Below are 21,428 nucleotides of genomic sequence, written 5' to 3'. Positions count from 1 at the left end.
GCCGTAGGCGGGATGGGAATTGCCTAAGTTGTACAAACGGATGCCTTGATTCTTTCGCCAGGCAGATTTTCGCCTTACAGGGTTTGTGCCATCCGGTGCACTTGACGCTGGTGTCTTCCAAGGCACAAAATACTCGAGCTATTCATCCGGAGGGCGATGACAAACGCGTACGTCGCGCATCCAATGAATCAGTAAAGGAGTAATACGTGGCAATCGAAAAGGCAACATTTGGAGCAGGATGTTTTTGGGGTGTGGAAACCCGTTTCAGCGAACTTATCGGAGTCATCGACACAGCAGTAGGATACGAAGGCGGAGACCTCGAACACCCAACCTATCAGGAAGTTTGCACCGACCGCACCGGCCACGCGGAAGTCGTTCAAGTTACGTTTGACCCATCCCGCCTCTCCTACGAGACACTCCTCGACGCATTTTTTGCGCTTCACGATCCGACCCAGATCAATCGACAGGGGCCGGACTGGGGAACGCAGTACCGCAGCGTCATTTTTACCCACTCCGACGAGCAGGCCGCAGAGGCAAGAGCGAAGATCGCCGAACTGAATGCCTCCGGCACCTATCGTCAACCGATTGCGACGAAGGTTGAGCCGAGCAAAGCCTTCTGGAAAGCTGAGGAATACCATCAGCGCTATCTCGAGAAGCGGGGCATGGTGAGCTGTCATATCTAACGAATCGGCAAGATTGGGAACACTAAGAATATCGGCCGGCGATTTCATCGTTGGCCGATGTTATTTTTGCGGCGTAACTTTTGCTGCTTTTAGATCCCACAGGTACCAGAGCATGGACAGGTTGTTTCTCACCCACGGCACATAGAAACCATGACGCAGAGCTGTTCCAATTCGTGACAGTCTGTTGCCGCTCTCTCCGCACTGTACAAAAGCTTCCAATATCCTTCGCTTGTCTGCCATCAACTCGGCGCCATGGATGCGCAGTAGTGCTTTGGCTTGTCGCTCACTCATCTGCCATCGCTTCTGTCGTTCCTGGTGGTGGCGTAGTTTGGGCACCTTCAATTGGGGCTCCGGTTTGGCAGCTCCCAGGATGTTATGGCAGTGTTGCCGATAGAGCATTGTCTGCGTCAGGACGGGTTCGCTTGCCCCAAATGCCGCTGCCAGCAGAGCCGTCCAACCGTCATGCATCTCCGCCTCGTCCGGCATACGAAGTGCCATCTTCAGCAATGGCCGGTTTAGCATAGCGGTGCATCCGGTAACGACATTCTGACCAAGTAGCCGAGCGAAATGATTGGCTTGACGCGGGTTCATGCGATGGAGTTTCCAATAGGATTCGTGCTGTGTCTCCAATTGCTCATTGACCACGCGGAGATCGGTAAATGCAAGGAGCGGAAGTTCCCTGCCGTATCGAGCTTCCAGTCGCTTCATCGCCTGCATCGTCATCGATAGCTTTTGCGGCAGCCATACATCGTCCTGATCAGCGAAACATACATACTCGGCTGTCGATGCTTCCATGAGACGCAGGAAATTCCACTTTGGATGCCCCGTTCCTGGACTGGAAGGCATAACCCGGAAGCGTTCGGGGAACCGGCTTGCATACTCCTCAAGAATGGCTGCTGTGCCGTCATCCGATCCGTCATCTCGCGCGAGGACCCGTACATTTGCATAATCCTGCGCGAGAATAGAGTCGATCTGCTCTGATAGGAATCGCTCGCCGTTATACGTCGCCAACAGTATTTCGATCTCAGGCAGTATGCTCAATTTCGCGTCCAGTCCGTCCTGTCATGGTTGTAACGAATCCGTCGCTTGTCCTTTTGCGTGAAGTTGATTCAATCACATCCGATGGCAATATTGTTTTGATGCAATGTGCCTCTTCTGCCTCGCAGCACGAGACGCAGGGAGGGAGGCATTTCGCTGGCCGGCAAAATACCACGTGCGGTCCAATAGGATGGATACGTTCCGGCGCAGACGGTCCATCGGGATCGCAATTTTCTTCTGCGATAAAAAGAATGAAGGTTGGAACGCCCAATGCCCCGGCGATATGTCCCGGGCCGGAGTCATTGCCAAAGAACATCTTCGCATGTGATATCAGCGCAACTGATTCCACCACACTGGTTTTTCCGGCAACCAGCGTGGCCCAGCCTCCACTCAGTTCGTGCAACTGCTTTGCTAGGTTCGCGTCTGGAGCGCCCGTTAGCACCACGACCTTCATGTCTTTGGCGCGAAGGTCCGCCATTACCTCGGCCCAATATTCGATTGGCCATTGTCGCTTTGGCATACTTGCACCCGGCGCGACGACTGCAAAAGGCAGATTTCTGTCCACTCCAACCCGCTCTGCTAGATTAGGCCAGTCTGTCTTGTCGGCAATGTGTTGGAGTGAGGCGATTACCTGAGTGCTTGCTTCTCCGGAATTGGCATTTGGGATTAATCCAGCTTCCCTCAAGAGAAGGCAGAACTTTTCCGGTTCGTGCACTCCACGGCCGCCGTGTATCAGTTCAGTCAACAGTGCATCGCGATAGGGCAGCGGATGTTGCTGAGCGGCGCTCACATCTGAGGCAAAGCCTATACGGCGTCTAGCTCCTGTCAGATACCCGAGGATATTCGATCGGAAGAGGTCATCACCCCACCTTGGCATGACGCACGTTGTGGGTGCGCTGCAACGCATCTGCTGTCGGTAATATTGCGCAATGCGCAAGATGCGATGCGTTACGAGTGCACGTGTTATCGGAGGGATGTTGCCCAATCTCAGAGCGTAGACACAATCGACAATTGGCATCTCCCGCAAAAGTGGAGCGATCGAAGCCTCTACAGCGCATTCAATCCTGGATTGAGGATGTGCCTTGCGCAAGGATTCGATCATTGGCATCATCATGATCGAATCGCCCAGATGCGGCGTAAGGTTTACGATCAAAAAACGTTCTTCGGCCTCCTGTGCGATTGAAGTGGACTGCGGCAGGATGCGGAGGGCGCGAGCCAAGTTGACACTCCAGCGAAAGGTCAACATGCCTGACCGATCCAGGAGTGGCAGATAGATATTTCGATACGTCGGACCTAATACCGGTTTCAATAAGCGCTTAAGCATGCTGCTGATCCTGCATGTCTGAAATCGCGGCGGTCTGTGGAGGTCGATAGAGCGCCTGCCACACAATGATAGTTTGTGGCACCACCAGGATCAGCAGGTAAGAGAGCATTGTCCCAAGGATCACACCGAGACTGCCCAGTCTTTTTACCAGGTAGATCGAGAGAATGATATTGAGTGCCGCCGCGATTGCGGAAAGGATACCTTGAGCTCTTACGCGGTTGATTGCCGCCAATAAACAAGCTTCAAGGTCCATCCCTGCGCATATCAGCGTCCATGTGCAGATGGCACATAGCAGTAGCTCACTTGGAACGCCAGCAGGACCGGCATACCATCGAATCAGCCATCGCCCACAAAAAGTCAGGATCAGAACGGCCACAGTCACTGCTCCCATCGCGATCCGCACAGTGTTCCAGAACATTCGGCGCACCCAATCATAGTCGCCTCGTGCGTAGGCCTCAGAGTACGCCGGCCATAGCGAGGGCAAAACAGCTGTCTGGAGCACCGCGGCGTATCCTGCGAGTCTCCAGGTCACGCTGTACGGAGTCACGTCCGCCGCTCCTAGATAGTGAGTGATGATGAGATTGTCCGAGTTGTAAACAACAATGCCTGCAAGCTGAAGTATAAAAAATCCCATCCCTGAACTCATCAAATCGCCGATGACCGCGCGTCGTATGAATCGAGGTGCGGGCATGAGCCATCGCCTGTCCCACAAATTCACCCAGATATTCAGAGCTATACTGCCCAGCAGCAATGAGCCGGAGTACATCAGCATGAGCATGACCAATGATCCGTGCAGCTTGATGACTACCAAAATGGTTGTGAGTGATAGCCCATTACTCAACAGGTTGAAATAATTTGTAATTTGCGTCTGCTGATATCCGCCCAGTATCCGGTGCACCAAGTTCAGCGGAAGGCTCAGGAGAAAGAATCCGAGCGCAATCGCGACGCACAGCGAGACCTCATGAATTAGCATGGCGTCTTGAAGATGAAAGAGCGCCCCCCAGTTGATGCGTGGCCACAAAAGCAGGCTGATTAGGCCAAGAACAGTGCTGATACTCGAACTGATCCAGAAGGCCGTTGCATAGTAGCGTTGAGCAGCTGCCCGATCGTCCATTGCGTACGCTCGCGAAATCATATTCGTAAGCGTGTTGGCCACTCCCAGATCCATAACCGCCAACATGACGACCGTCGTACTGATGGTCACCCAGATGCCATATTCCAGTGGGCCAAGATACCGGATCGTTAGAGGGAGGGTCACTGCATTCACCAACAGTGCGACACCCCGGCTTATCAACGCTGAGGCGCCTCCATGAAGGATGCGTGCCAGTCTCGTATCTTTGTTCAAGTGGCGACGAACGCGCTGTATCAGATGCATAAACTCCAGATTCTTATGCTCATTCTACCTACGTGCGTAGCGGCGTGTCGCATGTGCTGCTTATTTCGTCGAGGGCCGAGACAGACACATTAGAGCGAGGCGAGTTATTAGTTCAAAACAGAATAGCCACCCTGACTTCCGTTGATTTTTAAGTGGGAATCTAAATGGCAATTGGCCATCTATTTTGAGTGCATCCATGCAGCGATAGAATAAACTTGATGCGAACAACGGATTGGCTGCCCGGTCATCCAGAAGAGATCACAGGCATGGAAATGAACGGCGTTTGTGCCGTGGTGGTTACATTTCACCCGGACCCCGACGTAATTGAAAATCTTACTAAGTTGCGACCGCAGGTCCAAGGTTTGATCGTTGTGGACAACGGTTCCCCAGTTCCATCGGTCGATCTTCTGCGTACCGCAAGCTCTCAGATTGGTTTTGAATTGGTCGAGAACCGAGAGAATCTTGGTATTGCGGCTGCGTTGAACACGGGCATCCGTCTGGCTGACGCCAACTCATTTCAGTGGGTGATTCTCTTCGACCAGGATAGTTGCGTGACTGAAGGCTTCATGAATTCCATGCTCCAGGCTTTTGATGGCAACCTGAGAGGGGAGCGTCTCGGTATACTTGTCCCTCGATATATCGACAAGCGTTCAAGTTCCGATCTACCTGCGGTTGTCGTCAAGACAGGTGGGCTTGAGGCTGCTATGACGTCGGGAACCTTGATGCGAATCTCGTCCTTCCATCAGCATGGGCCATTCGAGGAGGACCTTTTTATCGATGCGGTTGACTACGAATACAGTCTCCGGCTGCGCAGTCACGGTTATTTCATTGAGGAATGTGATCAGGCGCTGTTACTTCACTCGCCAGGTACGCCCAGGGTTCATAAATTCAGAGGAAAGTATCTGTTTCAAACTTCCAACTACAGTCCGGTACGCCGCTACTACCAAGAGCGCAATAAGGTTTGGGTCACGAAGAAATATTGGAAGCAATTTCCTTTCTTCTGCTTCAAGCTCTTCTTCTTCAGCTCCAAAGATTTTGTGAAATGTATTCTTGCCGAGAACCGGAAGTGGGATAAGTTCTGCTATGCAAGTAGAGGTATTGCGGATGGTCTTCGCGGCCGTATGGGCAGGCTCGACAAAGCCTGACTTAGCTTTCGCAGGCTTAACCTTGTGGTTATCAAAGCCCAGATCTGTGGTATTCTGATTATGCACTCTGGAAAGACAGGTGCAGGCTTCGCAGGCAAAGACCCTTGATGGAATTAGGGGTTTGGCCAGAGACTGCGAGTCGCCTCTCCCCACCGCTCATCTTCCTTCAAAAAATCGGAAGCCGCGCTGGTTGCTCTGGCTGGAAGGCTTGTCACAGGACAGGTCTCGCCGCGCAGCAGCAGCGCTTCGATAATCGACAGCAATGCTGATATCAGAAACCATGGTGCCTCGGCACCCCTGCATCCCTTCGCTGATCTCTTTAACTCCCCCAAAGGACATTACTTGACTACCGCAACTCTTGAAGTACAAGAACTTACACAGGCTGAACCTCGCGTCATCGCCAACTCCACGTCGGTTTCTCTCGATTCGAACAACGTCTGTTTTACCGACTTCAACATCTCGGACTCGCTGAAGAATCGCCTGACCACCGCCGGATTTACGACTCCGACGCCGGTTCAGGCCAAAGCCATTCCGCCTGCACTTGAAGGCGCCGATATTCTCGCTACCGCCTCCACCGGTACTGGCAAGACGCTCAGCTTCCTCATCCCGATGATCGAGCGCATGGACGCGAACTCTGTGCCAAGCACACGTGGCAAACGGGGCCCGATTCGCGCGCTGATTTTACTTCCCACCCGTGAACTTGCGATGCAGGTGCTCGAGGCATATTGGAAGCTCGTTCCCGGCTCGAAGAACGATGCTGTGCTCGTCTGCGGCGGACTGTCGGAGAACAACCAACTCGACCAGCTCGACCGCGGCCCGCGCCTCGTCGTTGCCACTCCGGGACGGCTCGAAGACTTCCTCCGCCGCCGCGAGATCAACATCAATGCAGTTGAGATGCTTGTGCTCGACGAAGTGGACCGCATGTTGGATATGGGCTTTCTGCCCGCCATCCGCCGCATCGTCGGCGCAGTGCCGAAGACCCGGCAGACGATGTGCTATTCGGCGACGCTCGATGCCAATATCCGCGAGATCGTTCGCGACTACGTCAACAAGCCAGTCCGCATCGAGATCGGACAGACCTCGAAGCCTTCTGATCGCGTGGAGCTTCGCGTCTACACCGTCATGCAGGAACAAAAGCTCGGCCTGCTCGACCAGATGCTGCGGGAAGAGGAGGGGACGTTTCTCGTCTTCTCCCGCACCAAGCATGGCGCCGACCGCATCTCGAAGAAGCTCGAAAGGCTTGGCCACGATGCCGACGTAATTCATGGCGACCGCAGCCAGTCGCAGCGTAGCGCAGCTCTCAAAGGCTTCCAAAATGGCAAGCATCGCGTTCTCGTCGCCACTGACGTTGCAGCACGCGGCATCGATGTCAACGACATTGCGCACGTCATCAACTACGACCTGCCGAATGCCTCCGAGGACTTCGTTCACCGCATCGGCCGTACCGGCCGCGCCGGCAAGAAGGGCGTGGCGACCACCTTCGTCATGCCCCAGGAGAAGCACGACGCCCGCAAGCTCGAGCGCGAACTGAAGATCAAGTTCGAGTGGCGCGAAGCCGATAAGAACCTTGAGAAGGAACTGCGCAATCAACCCCTTGACACAACAACTCAGGGACAGAATCTGATGCAGCTCGAGACTCGCACCTGGCGCGGCAACGATCCTGTTGCTCCCATGGCCGCGAACCCCAGCCCCTACAAGGCGGCAAAGGGAAGCGGCAGTGGCTTCCGCAGCCGCGCCAAGAGCGGTGGCGGCGGATTCTCCGGTGGACGAAGCGCCGGTGGACGTGGTCCCGGTGCAAACGGCCGCTCAAGCAGCCGCCCAGGTAGCAGCCGCTCCGGCCCAGCCCGCCGCGGTCAATAACGAAACCAATCGCGCTTCGCTCTGCGTGCCAACCAGCCGCAGAGCGGAGCAGCGGTTTTGCAGTATTTTTCTTAGATCCACATCAGCAAATGTCCGAAAATATCCCCAACCTGAGCGAACTCTCGGAAGTTGTCGAAAACGACAAGAGTTTTGTCCTGCGCATCGTCCAGCCGGGACTTGCGGGGCTTATGGACGGCTCCGTCTCGACTCTTGCGCCGATCTTCGCGACTGCTTTCGCCACGCATAACTCCCGCACTGTCTTTCTTATCGGGGCGGCTTCCGCCGTTGGTGCAGGAATTTCGATGGCCTTTTCCGAAGGGCTTTCCGACGATGGCGAACTTACTGGCCGAGGAAATCCGGTCTTTCGCGGCCTCGTTACCGGCCTGATGACCTTCATCGGCGGCTTCCTGCACACGCTTCCGTTTCTGATTCCCAACGTCCACACCGCACTGACGTGGGCCTATGCCGTCGTCGGAGTGGAGCTTGTCGTCATTGCTCTGATTCGCCACCGTTACTTCAAGACGAGCTTTGGGCTGTCGTGCCTGCAAGTCATTGTCGGCGGTGGTCTTGTCTTCGCCGCGGGAGTGCTCATCGGCCAGTCCTAATGAACTCCACGAACTCTGCGCCGTTCACCGCGCCGCAACGCAAAGCCCTGTAAAATAGAAGGAATCCCATGATCTCAGTCTCTAATGTCACTATGCGCTACGGCTCGAAGCTGCTCTTCGAGGATGTCTCCGTTACTTTTACCCAAGGCCGCCGCTACGGCCTTACCGGTCCGAACGGCGCCGGAAAATCGACCTTCATGAAGGTCCTCACCGGCGAGATCGATGCCCAAAAGGGCAACGTCGTGCGCCCCAAAAAGATCGGCGTCCTCTCGCAGGACCAGTACGCCTTCGACTCCTACCGCGTCATCGACACCGTCATCATGGGCAACAAGGCCCTCTGGGCGGCACTTGAAGAGCGCGAGGTGATCTACGCCAAGCCGGAGATGACCGATGAAGACGGCAGCCGTCTCGGCGAACTCGAAGGCATTGTCGGCGACGAGGACGGATACGAAGCCGAGTCCAACGCCGCAGTCCTGCTACAAGGTCTCGACATCCCCGACGAGGTTCACGAGCGCCATATGTCCGAGCTTCAGGGCGGTCAGAAGGTCCGCGTCCTGCTTGCGCAGGCGCTCTTCGGCAACCCCCAGGCGCTTCTGCTCGACGAGCCTACGAACTATCTCGACCTCGAATCGATCCACTGGCTAGAGGACTTCCTCAACCGCTACAACGGCACTGTCATTACGATCTCGCACGACCGGCACTTCCTCAACAATGTCTGCACGCATATCGCCGATATCGACTACGAGACCATCATCACCTACAACGGTGGCTACGACGACATGGTCTTCCAGAAGACCAGCGTCCGCACCCGCATCGAGAGTCAGAACGAGCAGCGCGAAAAGAAGATTGCGCAGCTCAACGACTTCATCGCCCGCTTCAGCGCCGGTACCCGTAGCTCGCAGGTGAACTCGCGCAAGAAAGAAGTCGAGCGCCTGGCAACATCCGAGCTGGCACGCTCCAACATCGCGCGCCCCTTCATCAGCTTCAAAATGGAACGGCCCTCGGGCAAAAACGTCCTCGAGTTCGAGAATGTTAACAAGACCTATGTGCAGAAGGACGGCAAGGTCGAGCACGTCATTGATAACTTCTCCGCGGCCGTTCAACGTGGCGACAAAATCATCCTCATGGGTCGCAACGGACAAGGCAAGACCACGCTTCTCAAGGCACTTCTGGCCAACGGCCCCGGCATCGAAGAGAAGGATGTCTCCATCGATTCCGGCTCCGTCAAATGGGGTCACGAAGTCTCGATCGGGTACTTCGCGCAGGACCACAAGGGTTCGATTCAGCTGGGCATGACGGCCAGCGATTGGCTCCACCAGTTCGACCCCACGGCTACGAAGGAAGACATTCGCGGCATTCTTGGCCAGATGTTGTTCAAGGGCGAAGAAGGCCTCAAAAAGACCGACGCCCTGTCTGGAGGCGAGGCGGCACGTCTGCTTTTCTGCAAGATCATGCTGCAGAAACCTAACGTCCTTGTCCTTGACGAGCCGACGAACCATCTTGACCTCGAGAGCATTAACGCGCTCAACCAGGCCATCCAGAAGTACGAAGGAACAGTCTTCCTCGTCACTCACGACCAGGACCTCATCGAAGAGGCCGGAACGCGCATCTGGCACTTCGAAGGCGGTCCCAACAACTTCCGCATCACCGACCATAAGGGCCCGTACGAGGAGTACCAGCAGCAGCTCCAAATGGTTGCGAAGTAGCCATTTGTGCGGAAGCTGAATAGCATGGCGGGATGAAAGTCTTCCCGAAAAAGCTGCTCGTTCTTTTCACCATCCTTGGCGCGTTCGCAGCGGTGATCCCGTTGCGGGCGCAGTCAGCGACTCAACCGGCCAACCCCACGCATGAGCATGTCTTTTTGATCATGACCGACGGTCTTCGCTGGCAGGAGGTCTTTCGCGGTGCCGACGCGTCGCTGCTGACCAAGGCTAACAACGACAATCAGCCTATCGACACCTTGGTGCGGCAGTATGTCCGTTCGAGTCCGCAGCAGGCGAGGGCTGCGCTGATGCCGTTTCTGTGGGGCCACATCGTTCCCGAAGGTGAGATCTACGGGAATCGCGATACGGGCTCCGATGCGCATGTGACCAATGGCCGGAATTTTTCCTATCCGGGTTACAGTGAAACGCTCGTCGGCTATGCCGATCCGCGCATCAACTCGAACGATCCAGTGCCAAATCCCAACGTCACCGTCTTCGAGTGGCTGAATAAGCAGCCCGGCCTCGCAGGCAAGACCGCCTCCTTCGGTGCCTGGAGCGTGATTGCGGACGCCTTCAACCGGCAACGCTGCGGCTTTACCGACAATGCCGGCTATGAGCCGCTCACTTCGATCCCCATGACACCGCGGCTCGATCTGCTCAATCACCTAAAGGCGGAGACGCCGCGCGTCTGGGCCGACGAAACCTTCGATGCTCCTACCTTTTACACGGCAGTCGAATATATTGAGGCAAAACATCCTCGGCTCTTCTATCTGTCTCTGGGCGAGACGGACGACTGGGCACATGCAGGCAACTATGGCCGCTATCTCGAAGCAACGAACCGCGTCGATATGTATCTGCGGCGCCTCTGGGAGATGGCTCAGGCAGACCCTGAGTATCGCGATCACACCACGCTGATTCTGCTTACTGACCACGGACGTGGCGAAGCGCCCGTCGAGTGGAAGAGCCATGGCCAGAAGATCCCCGATTCGAAATACATCTTCATCGCCGCTATGGGGCCGGGCATTCCGCACAATGGAGAAGTCGCAGGCGGGACTCCCGTCACCCAGAGTCAGATTGCGGCCACTGTGGCCAAGCTCGTTGGCAAGGACTGGAACAAGCAGACACCCGCTGCCGGCCAGCCGCTGCCAGGCATTCAGGTGGTCCACTGACCGTGGCGGACATGGACCTTCGTTGTAGCCATGCGGCTTCGTTTGTATGCCATTTCCTGGCGTCGATAAGCCGCTTTCGCGCGACAGGCTGGCCGCTCCCTGCCGAACGCGTGAAATAATAGCTTCACATCACATTAAAAGGCGACAGTTATGGCAGCCACCATCCTGCATCACGATACTGAGACCGAACAGCAGAAACTCTCCACCGCCGAGTACATCCGGCTTGAGGACCAGTACGGCACCAAAAACTACAAGCCACTCGACGTGGTTGTCGAGCGGGCTCAGGGCGTCTGGGTCTACGATGTCGAGGGCCGCCGTTACCTCGACTTCCTTGCTGCCTACTCCGCCGTCAACCAAGGTCACTGCCATCCGCGCATCCTCGCCGCCATGCTGGAGCAGTCGCACCGCGTCACCCTTACCTCGCGCGCCTTCCGCAACGACCAGCTTCCCCTCTTCTACAAGGAGATTCACGACCTCACCGGCTTCGAGATGACGCTGCCCATGAACTCCGGCACCGAGGCCGTCGAGTCTGCCCTCAAGCTCGCTCGCAAGTGGGCTTACAAGGTGAAAGGCGTCCCCGAAAATCAGGCTGAGATTATCGTATGCGCCAATAACTTCCACGGACGTACCATATCCATCATCAGCTTTTCCACCGATGCGCAGTACCGCGACGGCTTCGGCCCCTTCCTGCCCGGCTTCAAGATCATCCCTTTTGGCGATGTCGCCGCTCTGCGCGCCGCAATCACGCCTAACACCGCCGCATTCCTCGTTGAACCGATTCAGGGTGAGGCTGGCGTTCTCATGCCGCCCGACGGCTTCCTCAAAGAGGCCGCCGCCATCTGCAAAGAGAATCACGTCCTGCTTATAGCCGACGAGATTCAGTCCGGCCTCGGCCGCACCGGCAAGCTCTTCGCCTACGAGCACGAGGGCATCAAGCCGGACATGCTCATCGTCGGCAAGGCGCTTGCCGGCGGTTTCTATCCCGTCTCCGCTGTTCTCAGCTCGCGCGAGGTTCTTGGCCTGCTGCACCCCGGCGACCACGGCAGCACCTTCGGCGGCAACCCGCTGGCCTGCGCCGTCGCCCGAGCCTCACTCAGAGTTATCGTCGAAGAGCGTCTCGCTGAACGTTCCGCCGAGTTGGGCCTCGTCATGTTCGAGCGCCTCCGCAAGATCAAGAGCCCTCACATTCGCGAGATCCGGGGCCGCGGTCTCTGGGCCGCCATCGAGCTCGACGGCCCCGCCCGGCCCGTCTGCGAAGCGCTCATGCGCGAAGGCATTCTGGCCAAGGAGACGCACGACAACGTCATCCGCTTGGCTCCGCCACTCATCATTGAAAAAGAAGACCTGCTCTGGGCGCTTGACCGCCTCCAGACTGTCCTCGAAGGCATCTAATACTCCATGGCCAACATTGAAACGCAACAAGCTCCCAGCAAAAATGTTCTTGGCCTTCCTCTCAGCACCTGCGGCTGCAATCCCATGACTGGGTTCTTTCGCGATGGCTGCTGCAATACCGGGCCGAACGATCTAGGTATCCACACGATCTGCTGCGTCGTCGATGCGGCCTTTCTCGCCGCCAGCAAGGCCCTTGGCAACGATCTCTCCACGCCCATGCCGCAGTATGGCTTCAACGGCCTCAAGCCCGGCGATCGCTGGTGTGTCTGCGCCGCCCGCTGGCTGCAGGTGCAGCAGGCCGGAGCAGCCTGCCCCGTCGTTCTCGAAGCCACGCACGAAAACACACTTCGCATCGTCCCCTTCGAACTTCTCATTCAGTACGCCGTTATTCCGGACCAACTCCACTAGCCGCATCACGCCGCAAGGAGCCAGCTAGCTCGCGGTTAGTATGGAGCTCCACTCTGGGGGAATCGATACGCCATCCTCTTGCCTTTCACGCCCCACCGTCCGGTCTGGGCCAAATTCATCGGAAGGTTCGCGAGCAGACGAGCGCTGCTGCAGACGAGTTAGCGTGCGGCAACTCGTCCGAAATTACAAAGATTATGTGGGGGGAAGGTGGTGCACCCGAGAAGATTCGAACTTCTGACCTACAGCTTCGGAGGCTGCCGCTCTATCCAGCTGAGCTACGGGTGCATACCCCTAGCGTAGCATGATCTTCGCGCCGGTTGACAGCCGCTTCGTCGCAGTCCAGCATCGAACCATTATCCTGAAACTCAGGAAAGAGAGATTACTCCCAATGCTCATTCGCTCCCTCGCCACCTTGGCTTGTACGGCCCTATTTGCCACCGCCGGCTTCGCACAGTCCGCCGCTCCGATGCAGGACCATATGAGCGGCATGTCTGCACCTTCCAGCAAGCCGCTCCTCAGCCCGGCTGCTACTGCTCAGGTCCGCCTAGATGGCAAGAACATCGTTATTCATTACAACGCGCCCTCCCTGCGCGGTCGCAAAATGATCGGTGGCGAAGACCCCTATGGAAAAGTCTGGCGGACGGGAGCCAATCCTGCTACCACGCTGATCACCAAGGCCAATCTGAAGATTGGAACGCTCGACGTACCTGCCGGAACCTACACCATCTATACCTTGCCGAGCCCCGACACCTGGCTCCTCATCATTAACAAGCAGACGGGCCAATGGGGCACGGAGTATCACGAAGACCGTGACCTCGGCCGCACTCCCATGAAGAACAACACCCTGCCCACCTCCCAGGAAAAGATGTCCATTTCGTTTGAAAATGCCAAGGGGAACACCGCCCAGCTTCATATCAAATGGGACAAGGCCGACGAATATGTGACTGTTACTGCTGAATAGCTACTCTTCTGCTGCCCGCGTTACGACCGCCGCTTGAGGCTGCCGTAGCTTCACTATCGCCTGCAAATCGAGCGCCGGGACCGAAGGGTTCCGAGCGCTCGATTTGCAGATCCCATGCTGCCCACCAAGATCGCGGCTTTGGGTCAAAGCGCAGAGTGACAGCCAACTGCCCCACACCTCGCCATCATGAACTCGTATTTTCAAGCTGCAGCGGGCGATCGTAGAAGATTGAGATCTACCACTCCTTTGCGGCACTATCAGGGACCAAAGGGACTGAGGCCACCGGAGCTTTCCAGCGCAGTATGGGCCTCCGCGCCGCTGTGGTCTCGTCCAATCGTTGCACCCTCGTCGTATGCGGGGCTGTCTGCACCAGCTCAGGATTCTCCTCTGCCTCCCGTGCAATCTGCTTAAGCGCATCGATAAGCAGATCAAGCTCCTCACGCGACTCACTCTCGGTGGGCTCGATCATCATCGCGCCTGCAACGATCATCGGGAAGGAAACGGTGTAGGCGTGGAAGCCGTAATCGATGAGCCGCTTACCCATGTCGCCAGTCTTCACGCCATTGCGCGCCTGCAACTTGTCGCTGAAGACGACCTCATGCAGCGTCCGCGTCTTATAGGGCAGCTCGAAGATGCCCTCCAGCTTTGCCCGGATATAGTTCGCGTTCAGCACTGCGTCTTCAGTCGTCTGCCGCAGACCGTCCGGCCCATTCGCCAGGATGTAAGCCAGCGCCCGCACGAACATGCCGAAGTTGCCATAGAACATCCGCACCCGCCCGACACTCTGGGGACGGTCGTAGTCCAATCCCAACGCTCCGTCTGCCCGTGTGACTACCACAGGTGTCGGCAGGAACGGCTCCAGTATCTTTTTGCAGGCCACTGGGCCCGACCCCGGACCACCGCCGCCATGCGGGGTAGAAAAAGTCTTGTGCAGGTTCAAATGCATGACATCCACGCCGAAATCGCCGGGCCGAGTCTTGCCGACCAGCGCATTCATGTTCGCGCCGTCCATGTAGAGCAGCGCTCCCTTTGCATGGAGAATGTCGGCGATCTTGTGAATCTCGCTCTCAAACACTCCAATTGTCGAAGGGTTGGTCAGCATCAGCGCCGCCGTATCCTCATCTACCATCCGCTCCAACTCAGCGATATCGACCATACCCTGAGCGTTCGACTTCAGGTTCGCAACCTCATAGCCGCAAACCGCCGCAGTCGCCGGATTCGTTCCATGCGCGGAGTCGGGAATCAGGATCTTCTTCCGGGGATTGCCCTTGCTCTCGTGATATGCCCGCACCAGCAGGATGCCGGTAAACTCGCCATGCGCACCAGCAGCCGGTTGCAGCGTAATCGCATCCATGCCGGTAATCTCAGTCAGACAATCCTGCAACAGCTTCATGATTCCCAAACAGCCCTGCGACAAGGACTCCGGCTGATAAGGATGCGCCTCGGCGATCCCTTCGAGCCGCGCGACCGCTTCGTTCACGCGTGGGTTGTACTTCATCGTGCAGCTACCCAGCGGATACATCCCCAGGTCAATCGCGTAGTTCCATGTCGAAAGCCGGGTGAAGTGGCGGATGATCTCAATCTCGCTCAGCTCCGGCATCACGCCCAGATCGGTGCGGGTCCATGCGCCCAGCAGGGAAGCGGCATCGACCGCTGGCACGTCCAACTCAGCCAGCCGATAGGCTTTCTTGCCCGGCGAAGACTTCTCGAAGATCAGATCTTCGTTCTGATTAACGTGCGTCGTCGCCTTCTTCGGCGTGCCTGTAAACTTCTCATCTGCCATCGCTAAAACTCCTGCGCATCGCCTGCGCTGCCGGACTCGGAATAACTACCGGACTCTGGGCCATCCAAGTCTTCCTCGCGCAACGAAAGACCGAACACCGTGCCGTTTTCAAACTCAATCGTCAGCGCGTCGCCCTCTTCAAGCGATGCCGCTACAACCTTGTCACCAATCTGTGCGCATAGTGCATTGCGGTATTCCGGCTCGCCATAAGCAACCGAGAAATCGGGAAACAGCACATGCGGCCATGCGTACAAGACGAACAATGGAGCCGCAAAGCGAAGCTGCAGATACTCCTGCACAAACTCCACCGCTACAAGCTCTTCGCCGATGATCGCGGATACGTCCACGGTTACCCCTTCTTGCCTGTGAGCGCCGCTGCTGCTGCGTCAATCTGCTTGCGCGTCGTCAGCTCGGTCGCACACCACAGCGAAGCATTTGGCCCAAGCTCGGGATACCACTTCTGCAAGGGCAATCCGCCGATGATTTTTTCGCCAAGCAGAGCAGTATTGGTAGCCTCCGCACTCTTCGGCAGATCCAACACAAACTCATGGAAGCGCGGCGCGCCATCGAACAATACCTTCGCTCCAGCACCCAAGGTCGTCTGCGCATAGTGCGCCTTCGCCAGATTTTGTTCAGCCAACTCCTTCATGCCCTGTTTGCCATAGACGGTCAGGAAGATGGTCGTCATCAGCGCCACCAGCGCCTGATTCGTGCAGATATTCGACGTAGCCTTCTCGCGCCGGATGTGCTGCTCACGAGTGGAGAGCGTCAGCACGAAGCCGCGTTTGCCGTTCACGTCTTTGGTTTCGCCGATCAAGCGTCCCGGCATCTGCCGCAGGAACTTCTCCTTACAGGCGATCACGCCGCAGTATGGTCCGCCATACCCAACGGCGACGCCGAGCGACTGCGCCTCCAGCGACACAATATCCGCTTCGACAGGCGGTTTCACGATTCCCAGCGATACCGCCTCCGCAATTGACACAATCACCAGCGCACCCTTTTTGTGCGCAATCTCAGCAATCGCGGTTACATCTTCAATCGTGCCAAAGAAGTTCGGTGACTGGATCAGCACACAGGCCGTATCGCTGGTAATTGCGGCATCCAGCGCTGCCAGATCGACCCGGCCATTCGCCGTATAGCCAACCTCAGTAACCGGAATCTCCTGATGCTGCGCATACGTTGTCAGCACTTCGCGATACTCCGGATGCACCGTCCGCGCTACCACTGCGCCATCGCGTCCGGTGACGCGCACCGCCATCATCACGGCCTCGGCTGCGCCAGTCGACCCGTCATACATTGACGCGTTGGCGATCTCCATGCCGGTCAGTTCGCAGATCATCGTCTGGAACTCGAACATGGCTTGCAGCGTGCCCTGCGCAATCTCCGGCTGGTAAGGTGTGTAGCTGGTCAGAAACTCACCACGCTGCACCAGCGAGTCGATAATGACAGGCCGATAGTGGCGATAGACGCCCGCTCCGAGAAAGCTCGAATAGCCAGCAGCGTTGTTTTCCGAGAAGGCGCGAAAGCGGTCAAGAATCTCCGACTCGCCATGCTGCCGTGGAACCGCCAGATCGCGCTTCAGTTGATACTCGGCAGGAATACTCGAAAACAGATCGTCGATCGACGCAACGCCAATCTCGGCGAGCATCTCCTCGCGGTCCGCAGGGGACTTCGGCAAATAGCGCATCGTTAGTGTCCGGTCTCTTCGCTGATGAATTTTTCATAGTCCGCGGCAGAGAGCAGACCGTCGGACTGTGCTCCGTCCAGGTCAAGCTTCAGCATCCACGTCTTGTTCGCGTCTGCGTTGATCTTCTCCGGCGCGTTTGCCAATTCTTCATTCACCGCCGTTACGGTGCCTGATGCCGGAGCATACAGGTCGGAGACTGCTTTCACTGACTCCACCGAACCGAAGATCTTCCCCGCTTCAACCTTGTCGCCCACCTTGGGCAGATCGACAAAGACGATGTCGCCCAGCGAGTTCTGTGCATAGTCCGTGATGCCGACGGTTCCTTTGGCCCCGTCAACCTCAATCCACTCGTGTTCCTTGGTGTACTTGTAACTGGCAGGATAGGCCATGTCTGGGTATTCTCCGTCTTCCATTGTAGTAGGTTGAGTGCTGGAAATTGTGCAGCAACGTCTGTTTAGCGGGGGCCAAAGCCTTGATAAGGTTCAAGCGGTGTTAGGGCGACAATTTCGAGCATTCCGAGCGTGGCCAGCGGCAGGCTGGAGATGGCTTCGCGTACCTCATCCTCCGTCGAACCTTCCAACAGAAGAGCCGCGCCCGGCATGTCCCCCCGTCGCCAGATGCTGCGTATCACTCCGGCGGCATATAGCTCACGTACACGCTGAGATTCCCGTTCAAGCAATTCGGACGTCCAGGTGTCAGGGGCAAAAGCATCCGTGCGGCGTCGAGTCAAAATGAGGAATTGCAAAAGTAGCTCCTTGTTTTCGAGCAGTGCAGTTGGGCAGGCTATTTTCTGGGGCGTTTGTAGAAGGGGGTCGGCACCACCTTCGCCTTTACCTTCTGTCCACGTATTTCAACCGCCAGTTCAGTTTCGAGTCTGGCGTGTTCGACCGGCACATAAGCCAGCGCAATATTCTTCTTCAAAAATGGCGCAGGCGACCCGCTGGTGATCTCGCCGATTCGAGAGCCATCGAGCGCAAACACGGGATAGCCGTCGCGGCCGATGCCGCGTTCGATCATCTCCAGCCCTACCAGCTTGCGCTTCGGGCCGCCGTTCGCCTGAATCTCCAGCAACGCCTCGCGGCCAACAAACTCCGGCTTGTCGAGCTTCGCATACCGTCCCAGTCCTGCCTCGAGCACGTTGATCGTGTCCGAGATCTCATGCCCATAGAGCGCCATCGCCGACTCCAGTCGCAGCGTATTGCGCGCTCCCAGCCCGCAGGGCAAAATACCGAACTCAGCCCCTGCCGCGAGCACTTCCTTCCACACGCGCTCACTGGTCGGCACATCCGACGGGATGTAAATTTCGAACCCGTCCTCGCCCGTGTAGCCCGTGCGAGCGATCATCACATTGTGCAGGCCACACACCTGTCCCCAGGTAAACCAGTAGTTCGTGATCGCGCTCAAGTCGGTCGAGGTCAGCTTCTGCAACGTCTCCATCGCGCGCGGACCCTGTATCGCAAGCTGCGTATAGTAGTCGCTGAAGTCGTTCACATGGACGCCCGGCATCCGCCCAATCACCTGTCGCACCCACTGAATGTCCTTCTCACGCGTTCCCGCATTGATGACTATCAGGTAATCGTTGTCCGAAAGTTTGTGCACTACCACGTCATCAACAAAAGTACCGTTCGGATAAAGCATCGCCGAATATTGCGCCTGTCCTTCCGCCAGCTTCGACGCGTCATTCATGCAAAGCTGCTGCACTGCGGCCAGGGATGCCGGTCCTCGCAACTGAATGTCGCCCATGTGCGACACGTCGAACAGGCCAACGGAAGTCCGCACTGCCATGTGCTCGGCGATTAAGCCGGTGTACTCGACCGGCATGTCCCATCCGCCAAAATCCACCATCTTGGCTTTGGATGCTCGGTGCGTGGCGTTCAGTGCAGTCTTACGTAGTGGGCCTGACTCAGTCATAGTGCTTAATTCCTCAGTTAAACAACCGTTTCCAGTATCAACGATAGCATTTTGCAACGGCAGAAGTGGTAGCCCTTCAGATCACAACGGTTTCGCGATACTCCCCAAACACTGTCCGCAGCACATCGGCGATCTCGCCAACGGTGGCATAGCTCTCCACCGCATTCAAAATCTGCGGCATCAGGTTGCTGCCACTCCGGGCTGAATCTTCAACACGACGTAGCGCCATCGCGTGAACACTCTGATCCCGCCGCAGCCGCAGTGCTCGTACCCGCTCCACCTGCCGCGTCTCCAGGGCTTCATCCATCCGCTGAATTGGCACTCCGACTTCCTGCTCGGCGGCAAACTCATTCACCCCAACGATGATTGTTCCCTTCGCATCGACTGCCCGCTGGTAGGCGTAGGCCGCAGTCTGAATCTCGCGCTGTACATAACCCTGTTCGATGGCCCGCAGCATCCCGTACTTCCCAGCGCGGTCAAACCCGGCAATTGTCTCCATATATTGCTTCGCACGCAACTCAATTTCGTTCGTCAGCGACTCGACGTAGTACGATCCAGCCAACGGATCGACCGTCTGCACCACCCCGCTCTCATGTGCCAATATCTGCTGCGTCCGCAGAGCAATCCGTGCGGCTTGCTCCGTCGGCAGTGCCAATGCCTCGTCGAAGCCATTTGTATGCAGCGACTGCGTTCCCCCCAGAACTGCGGCCAACGCCTGCAACGTCGTGCGCACAATATTGTTCTCCGGCTGCTGCGCCGTCAGCGTCGATCCCGCGGTCTGGGTATGGAAGCGCAGCATCCAGCTTCGCGGATTCTTCGCGCCAAAGTGATCGCGCATGATGTGCGCCCACAGCCGCCGCGCTGCACGAAACTTGGCAACCTCTTCCAAAAAATTATTGTGCGCGTTGAAGAAGAAGCTCAGCCGTGGAGCAAACGCATCGACGTCCAGTCCTGCATCCATCGCTGCCTGGACATAGGTCATGCCGTCGGCCAGCGTAAACGCCACCTCCTGCACGGCGGTACAACCCGCCTCGCGCATGTGATAGCCGGAGATCGAGATCGTATTCCACTCTGGAGTCTCCACCGCTGCCCACGCGATGATGTCCGTCACCAGCCGCATGGCGTGCCCTACCGGATAGATATAGGTTCCGCGCGCGATGTACTCCTTCAGAATGTCGTTCTGGACAGTTCCATTCAGTTTCTTTACGTCCGCACCCGTCCGGCGCGCCACTGCAGCATAGAGCGCCAGCAGAATCGACGCCGTAGCATTGATCGTCATCGAAGTCGAAATCGTATCCAGCGGAATTCCATCGAACAGCCTCTGCATGTCCTCGATCGAATCAATCGCCACTCCCACCCTGCCCACCTCGCCGAGCGCGAGCGGCGAGTCGGAATCATACCCAATCTGCGTCGGCAGATCGAAGGCGACCGATAGTCCCTTCGTACCGTGGGCCAGCAGAAATTTGTACCGTCGGTTCGACTCCTCGGCATCGCCCATGCCGGCGTACTGCCGCATCGTCCACAGCCGCCCGCGATACATCGTCGGCTGAATCCCACGGGTATACGGAAACGCCCCCGGCTTGCTTAGTTCTTCCGCGGCATCGAAGCCTTCAAGGCTCTCTGCTCCATAGACCAGATCGACAGGAATTCCGGAACTCGTTTTAGGTGATTCGGACATGACGCTGTAGTGTACTCGCCGCGGTTGCGATCTATCGCCCGCGTCCCCTGCGGTTGGCCTTCACGAAGCTGCTCACCAGAAAATATCCGAACACGACTGTCATCACGACGCAGACCAGAAAACGAACATGAGCATCATGGTTTGCGGCGGTCTCATGCAGGTTGTCCCGCAATTTCCAAGCCCAGCCTGCGCCGAAGAAGGCGAAAAGCCCAAAAAATACGCCGGCCAACTCAAGCCCCAGAACGCCGGAAAGCTTCACGAAAGGTCTCCAGACGGCCTCTCCAAAGCGCTTGCTGCCGCGTACCAGCCCCTGCCCGGTCTGACGTGCCTGAGTTGCTGTGCGAGCAGCCTGTTGTCCCACCCGCGCACTCGGAGCCTGAGTCGGCTGTTCTGATCTGGCCGAAGCCTCGGTTGGCCGTGCACTCCTCTCGGGACTACTCGGGGCAGGCCTCGCCTTCGTGGCGGAAGGATTAGGCGCAGTGGCAGCGTCGACCGCTGTCACCAACGTCTTTGCCGCCGCACGAGCTCCAACCCCAAGGGCACGACCGAAGCGAACCGAATCCATACTAGAAAGTGTAGCGGTTCATCGACCCGCTGGAACAGCTTCTGCGACAAATCTTCAATCGCTATGTCTAGTCGTCTTGCGATGCGATAGCGGTATCAAGCCGCGCCGCCGAGACCTTCGGATCGCTTGCCGCGCGGTTTG

At 57.1% G+C, this 21,428-nt stretch carries 20 protein-coding genes, 1 tRNA gene and 1 pseudogene; 9 read left to right on the top strand and 13 right to left on the bottom strand.

Annotated elements, in window-relative coordinates:
- Positions 1–206 precede the first annotated feature (206 nt).
- Positions 207–683, top strand: coding sequence for a peptide-methionine (S)-S-oxide reductase MsrA (msrA, locus tag P4G45_RS13820; RefSeq protein ID WP_348267061.1), 477 nt, complete (start codon positions 207–209; stop codon positions 681–683).
- Between the two features lie 60 nt (positions 684–743).
- Here msrA and P4G45_RS13815 read toward each other — a convergent pair whose 3' ends face one another.
- The 4 genes and pseudogenes from P4G45_RS13815 to P4G45_RS13805 form a co-directional block, all read right to left on the bottom strand.
- Positions 744–1,406, bottom strand: coding sequence for a hypothetical protein (locus P4G45_RS13815; protein WP_373694213.1), 663 nt, complete (start codon positions 1,404–1,406; stop codon positions 744–746).
- A gap of 27 nt (positions 1,407–1,433) precedes the next feature.
- Positions 1,434–1,694, bottom strand: a pseudogene (locus P4G45_RS17065) (glycosyltransferase); the annotation flags it as partial.
- Positions 1,695–1,707: 13 nt separating this feature from the next.
- Positions 1,708–2,967, bottom strand: coding sequence for a glycosyltransferase family 9 protein (locus P4G45_RS13810; protein WP_348267060.1), 1,260 nt, complete (start codon positions 2,965–2,967; stop codon positions 1,708–1,710).
- Between the two features lie 70 nt (positions 2,968–3,037).
- Positions 3,038–4,420, bottom strand: a complete 1,383-nt coding sequence (locus P4G45_RS13805) for an oligosaccharide flippase family protein (RefSeq protein ID WP_348267059.1) — start codon at positions 4,418–4,420, stop codon at positions 3,038–3,040.
- A 218-nt stretch (positions 4,421–4,638) separates the two neighbouring features.
- On the opposite strand from P4G45_RS13805, the gene P4G45_RS13800 reads away from it, so the two are divergent.
- The 7 genes from P4G45_RS13800 to P4G45_RS13770 all read left to right on the top strand — a co-directional run bounded on the left by P4G45_RS13800 (position 4,639) and on the right by P4G45_RS13770 (position 12,702).
- Entirely contained in the window at positions 4,639–5,565 is a 927-nt protein-coding gene (locus P4G45_RS13800; RefSeq protein WP_348267058.1) for a glycosyltransferase family 2 protein, read from the top strand.
- Between the two features lie 342 nt (positions 5,566–5,907).
- Complete coding sequence (locus tag P4G45_RS13795; RefSeq protein WP_348267057.1) at positions 5,908–7,425, top strand: DEAD/DEAH box helicase; 1,518 nt, start codon at positions 5,908–5,910, stop codon at positions 7,423–7,425.
- 89 nt (positions 7,426–7,514) lie between these two features.
- Positions 7,515–8,030, top strand: a complete 516-nt coding sequence (locus P4G45_RS13790; RefSeq protein WP_348267056.1) for a VIT1/CCC1 transporter family protein — start codon at positions 7,515–7,517, stop codon at positions 8,028–8,030.
- A gap of 68 nt (positions 8,031–8,098) precedes the next feature.
- Positions 8,099–9,736, top strand: a complete 1,638-nt coding sequence (locus tag P4G45_RS13785; protein ID WP_348267055.1) for an ATP-binding cassette domain-containing protein — start codon at positions 8,099–8,101, stop codon at positions 9,734–9,736.
- 32 nt (positions 9,737–9,768) lie between these two features.
- Complete coding sequence (locus P4G45_RS13780; RefSeq protein WP_348267054.1) at positions 9,769–10,902, top strand: alkaline phosphatase family protein; 1,134 nt, start codon at positions 9,769–9,771, stop codon at positions 10,900–10,902.
- Positions 10,903–11,052: 150 nt separating this feature from the next.
- The gene (gene rocD / locus P4G45_RS13775; RefSeq protein WP_348267053.1) at positions 11,053–12,294 is read left to right on the top strand and encodes an ornithine--oxo-acid transaminase; all 1,242 of its coding nucleotides are present in this window, start codon (positions 11,053–11,055) and stop codon (positions 12,292–12,294) included.
- Positions 12,295–12,300: 6 nt separating this feature from the next.
- Entirely contained in the window at positions 12,301–12,702 is a 402-nt protein-coding gene (locus P4G45_RS13770; RefSeq protein WP_348267052.1) for a DUF2237 domain-containing protein, read from the top strand.
- A 208-nt stretch (positions 12,703–12,910) separates the two neighbouring features.
- On the opposite strand, the gene P4G45_RS13765 is transcribed toward P4G45_RS13770, so the two are convergent.
- Positions 12,911–12,987, bottom strand: a tRNA-Arg gene (locus P4G45_RS13765).
- Between the two features lie 103 nt (positions 12,988–13,090).
- On the opposite strand from P4G45_RS13765, the gene P4G45_RS13760 reads away from it, so the two are divergent.
- A complete protein-coding gene (locus tag P4G45_RS13760; RefSeq protein WP_348267051.1) occupies positions 13,091–13,663 on the top strand; it encodes a DUF2911 domain-containing protein in 573 nt (190 codons plus the stop codon).
- Between the two features lie 235 nt (positions 13,664–13,898).
- On the opposite strand, the gene gcvPB is transcribed toward P4G45_RS13760, so the two are convergent.
- The 8 genes from gcvPB to P4G45_RS13720 form a co-directional block, all read right to left on the bottom strand.
- Positions 13,899–15,446, bottom strand: coding sequence for an aminomethyl-transferring glycine dehydrogenase subunit GcvPB (gene gcvPB, locus P4G45_RS13755; protein ID WP_348267050.1), 1,548 nt, complete (start codon positions 15,444–15,446; stop codon positions 13,899–13,901).
- Between the two features lie 2 nt (positions 15,447–15,448).
- On the bottom strand, positions 15,449–15,793 hold the full coding sequence (locus P4G45_RS13750) for a hypothetical protein (RefSeq protein ID WP_348267049.1): 345 nt from the start codon (positions 15,791–15,793) through the stop codon (positions 15,449–15,451).
- A gap of 2 nt (positions 15,794–15,795) precedes the next feature.
- Positions 15,796–17,133 (bottom strand): aminomethyl-transferring glycine dehydrogenase subunit GcvPA, encoded by a 1,338-nt coding sequence (gene gcvPA, locus P4G45_RS13745; protein ID WP_348267048.1) that lies wholly within the window; start codon positions 17,131–17,133, stop codon positions 15,796–15,798.
- Between the two features lie 2 nt (positions 17,134–17,135).
- Complete coding sequence (gene gcvH, locus P4G45_RS13740) at positions 17,136–17,522, bottom strand: glycine cleavage system protein GcvH (RefSeq protein WP_348267047.1); 387 nt, start codon at positions 17,520–17,522, stop codon at positions 17,136–17,138.
- Between the two features lie 65 nt (positions 17,523–17,587).
- The gene (locus P4G45_RS13735) at positions 17,588–17,878 is read right to left on the bottom strand and encodes a muconolactone Delta-isomerase family protein (RefSeq protein ID WP_348267046.1); all 291 of its coding nucleotides are present in this window, start codon (positions 17,876–17,878) and stop codon (positions 17,588–17,590) included.
- 38 nt (positions 17,879–17,916) lie between these two features.
- Positions 17,917–19,044: a glycine cleavage system aminomethyltransferase GcvT gene (gene gcvT / locus P4G45_RS13730; protein ID WP_348267045.1), complete on the bottom strand. Its 1,128-nt coding sequence runs from the start codon at positions 19,042–19,044 to the stop codon at positions 17,917–17,919.
- A 76-nt stretch (positions 19,045–19,120) separates the two neighbouring features.
- On the bottom strand, positions 19,121–20,722 hold the full coding sequence (locus P4G45_RS13725; protein ID WP_348267044.1) for a methylmalonyl-CoA mutase family protein: 1,602 nt from the start codon (positions 20,720–20,722) through the stop codon (positions 19,121–19,123).
- Positions 20,723–20,753: 31 nt separating this feature from the next.
- Positions 20,754–21,287 (bottom strand): hypothetical protein, encoded by a 534-nt coding sequence (locus P4G45_RS13720; RefSeq protein WP_348267043.1) that lies wholly within the window; start codon positions 21,285–21,287, stop codon positions 20,754–20,756.
- Between the last annotated feature and the right edge of the window lie 141 nt (positions 21,288–21,428).

Origin of the sequence: Edaphobacter paludis (assembly GCF_039993895.1) — a bacterium.
Taxonomy (GTDB): Bacteria; Acidobacteriota; Terriglobia; order Terriglobales; family Acidobacteriaceae; genus Edaphobacter; species Edaphobacter paludis.
The sequence above is the reverse complement of the archived record's forward strand: the minus strand, read 5'-3'. Positions and strand labels throughout refer to the sequence as shown.

Bases quoted from the DNA above. Each gene is read 5' to 3' on its own strand.
- gcvPB (WP_348267050.1), bottom strand. From the start codon at position 15,446: ATGGCAGATGAGAAGTTTACAGGCACGCCGAAGAAGGCGACGACGCAC.
- P4G45_RS13785 (WP_348267055.1), top strand. From the start codon at position 8,099: ATGATCTCAGTCTCTAATGTCACTATGCGCTACGGCTCGAAGCTGCTC.
- P4G45_RS13770 (WP_348267052.1), top strand. From the start codon at position 12,301: ATGGCCAACATTGAAACGCAACAAGCTCCCAGCAAAAATGTTCTTGGC.
- P4G45_RS13780 (WP_348267054.1), top strand. From the start codon at position 9,769: ATGAAAGTCTTCCCGAAAAAGCTGCTCGTTCTTTTCACCATCCTTGGC.
- P4G45_RS13725 (WP_348267044.1), bottom strand. From the start codon at position 20,722: ATGTCCGAATCACCTAAAACGAGTTCCGGAATTCCTGTCGATCTGGTC.
- gcvT (WP_348267045.1), bottom strand. From the start codon at position 19,044: ATGACTGAGTCAGGCCCACTACGTAAGACTGCACTGAACGCCACGCAC.
- P4G45_RS13790 (WP_348267056.1), top strand. From the start codon at position 7,515: ATGTCCGAAAATATCCCCAACCTGAGCGAACTCTCGGAAGTTGTCGAA.
- P4G45_RS13720 (WP_348267043.1), bottom strand. From the start codon at position 21,287: ATGGATTCGGTTCGCTTCGGTCGTGCCCTTGGGGTTGGAGCTCGTGCG.
- P4G45_RS13760 (WP_348267051.1), top strand. From the start codon at position 13,091: ATGCTCATTCGCTCCCTCGCCACCTTGGCTTGTACGGCCCTATTTGCC.
- P4G45_RS13815 (WP_373694213.1), bottom strand. From the start codon at position 1,406: ATGACGATGCAGGCGATGAAGCGACTGGAAGCTCGATACGGCAGGGAA.
- gcvH (WP_348267047.1), bottom strand. From the start codon at position 17,522: ATGGCCTATCCTGCCAGTTACAAGTACACCAAGGAACACGAGTGGATT.
- gcvPA (WP_348267048.1), bottom strand. From the start codon at position 17,133: ATGCGCTATTTGCCGAAGTCCCCTGCGGACCGCGAGGAGATGCTCGCC.
- P4G45_RS13800 (WP_348267058.1), top strand. From the start codon at position 4,639: ATGCGAACAACGGATTGGCTGCCCGGTCATCCAGAAGAGATCACAGGC.
- rocD (WP_348267053.1), top strand. From the start codon at position 11,053: ATGGCAGCCACCATCCTGCATCACGATACTGAGACCGAACAGCAGAAA.
- P4G45_RS13805 (WP_348267059.1), bottom strand. From the start codon at position 4,420: ATGCATCTGATACAGCGCGTTCGTCGCCACTTGAACAAAGATACGAGA.
- P4G45_RS13810 (WP_348267060.1), bottom strand. From the start codon at position 2,967: ATGTTGACCTTTCGCTGGAGTGTCAACTTGGCTCGCGCCCTCCGCATC.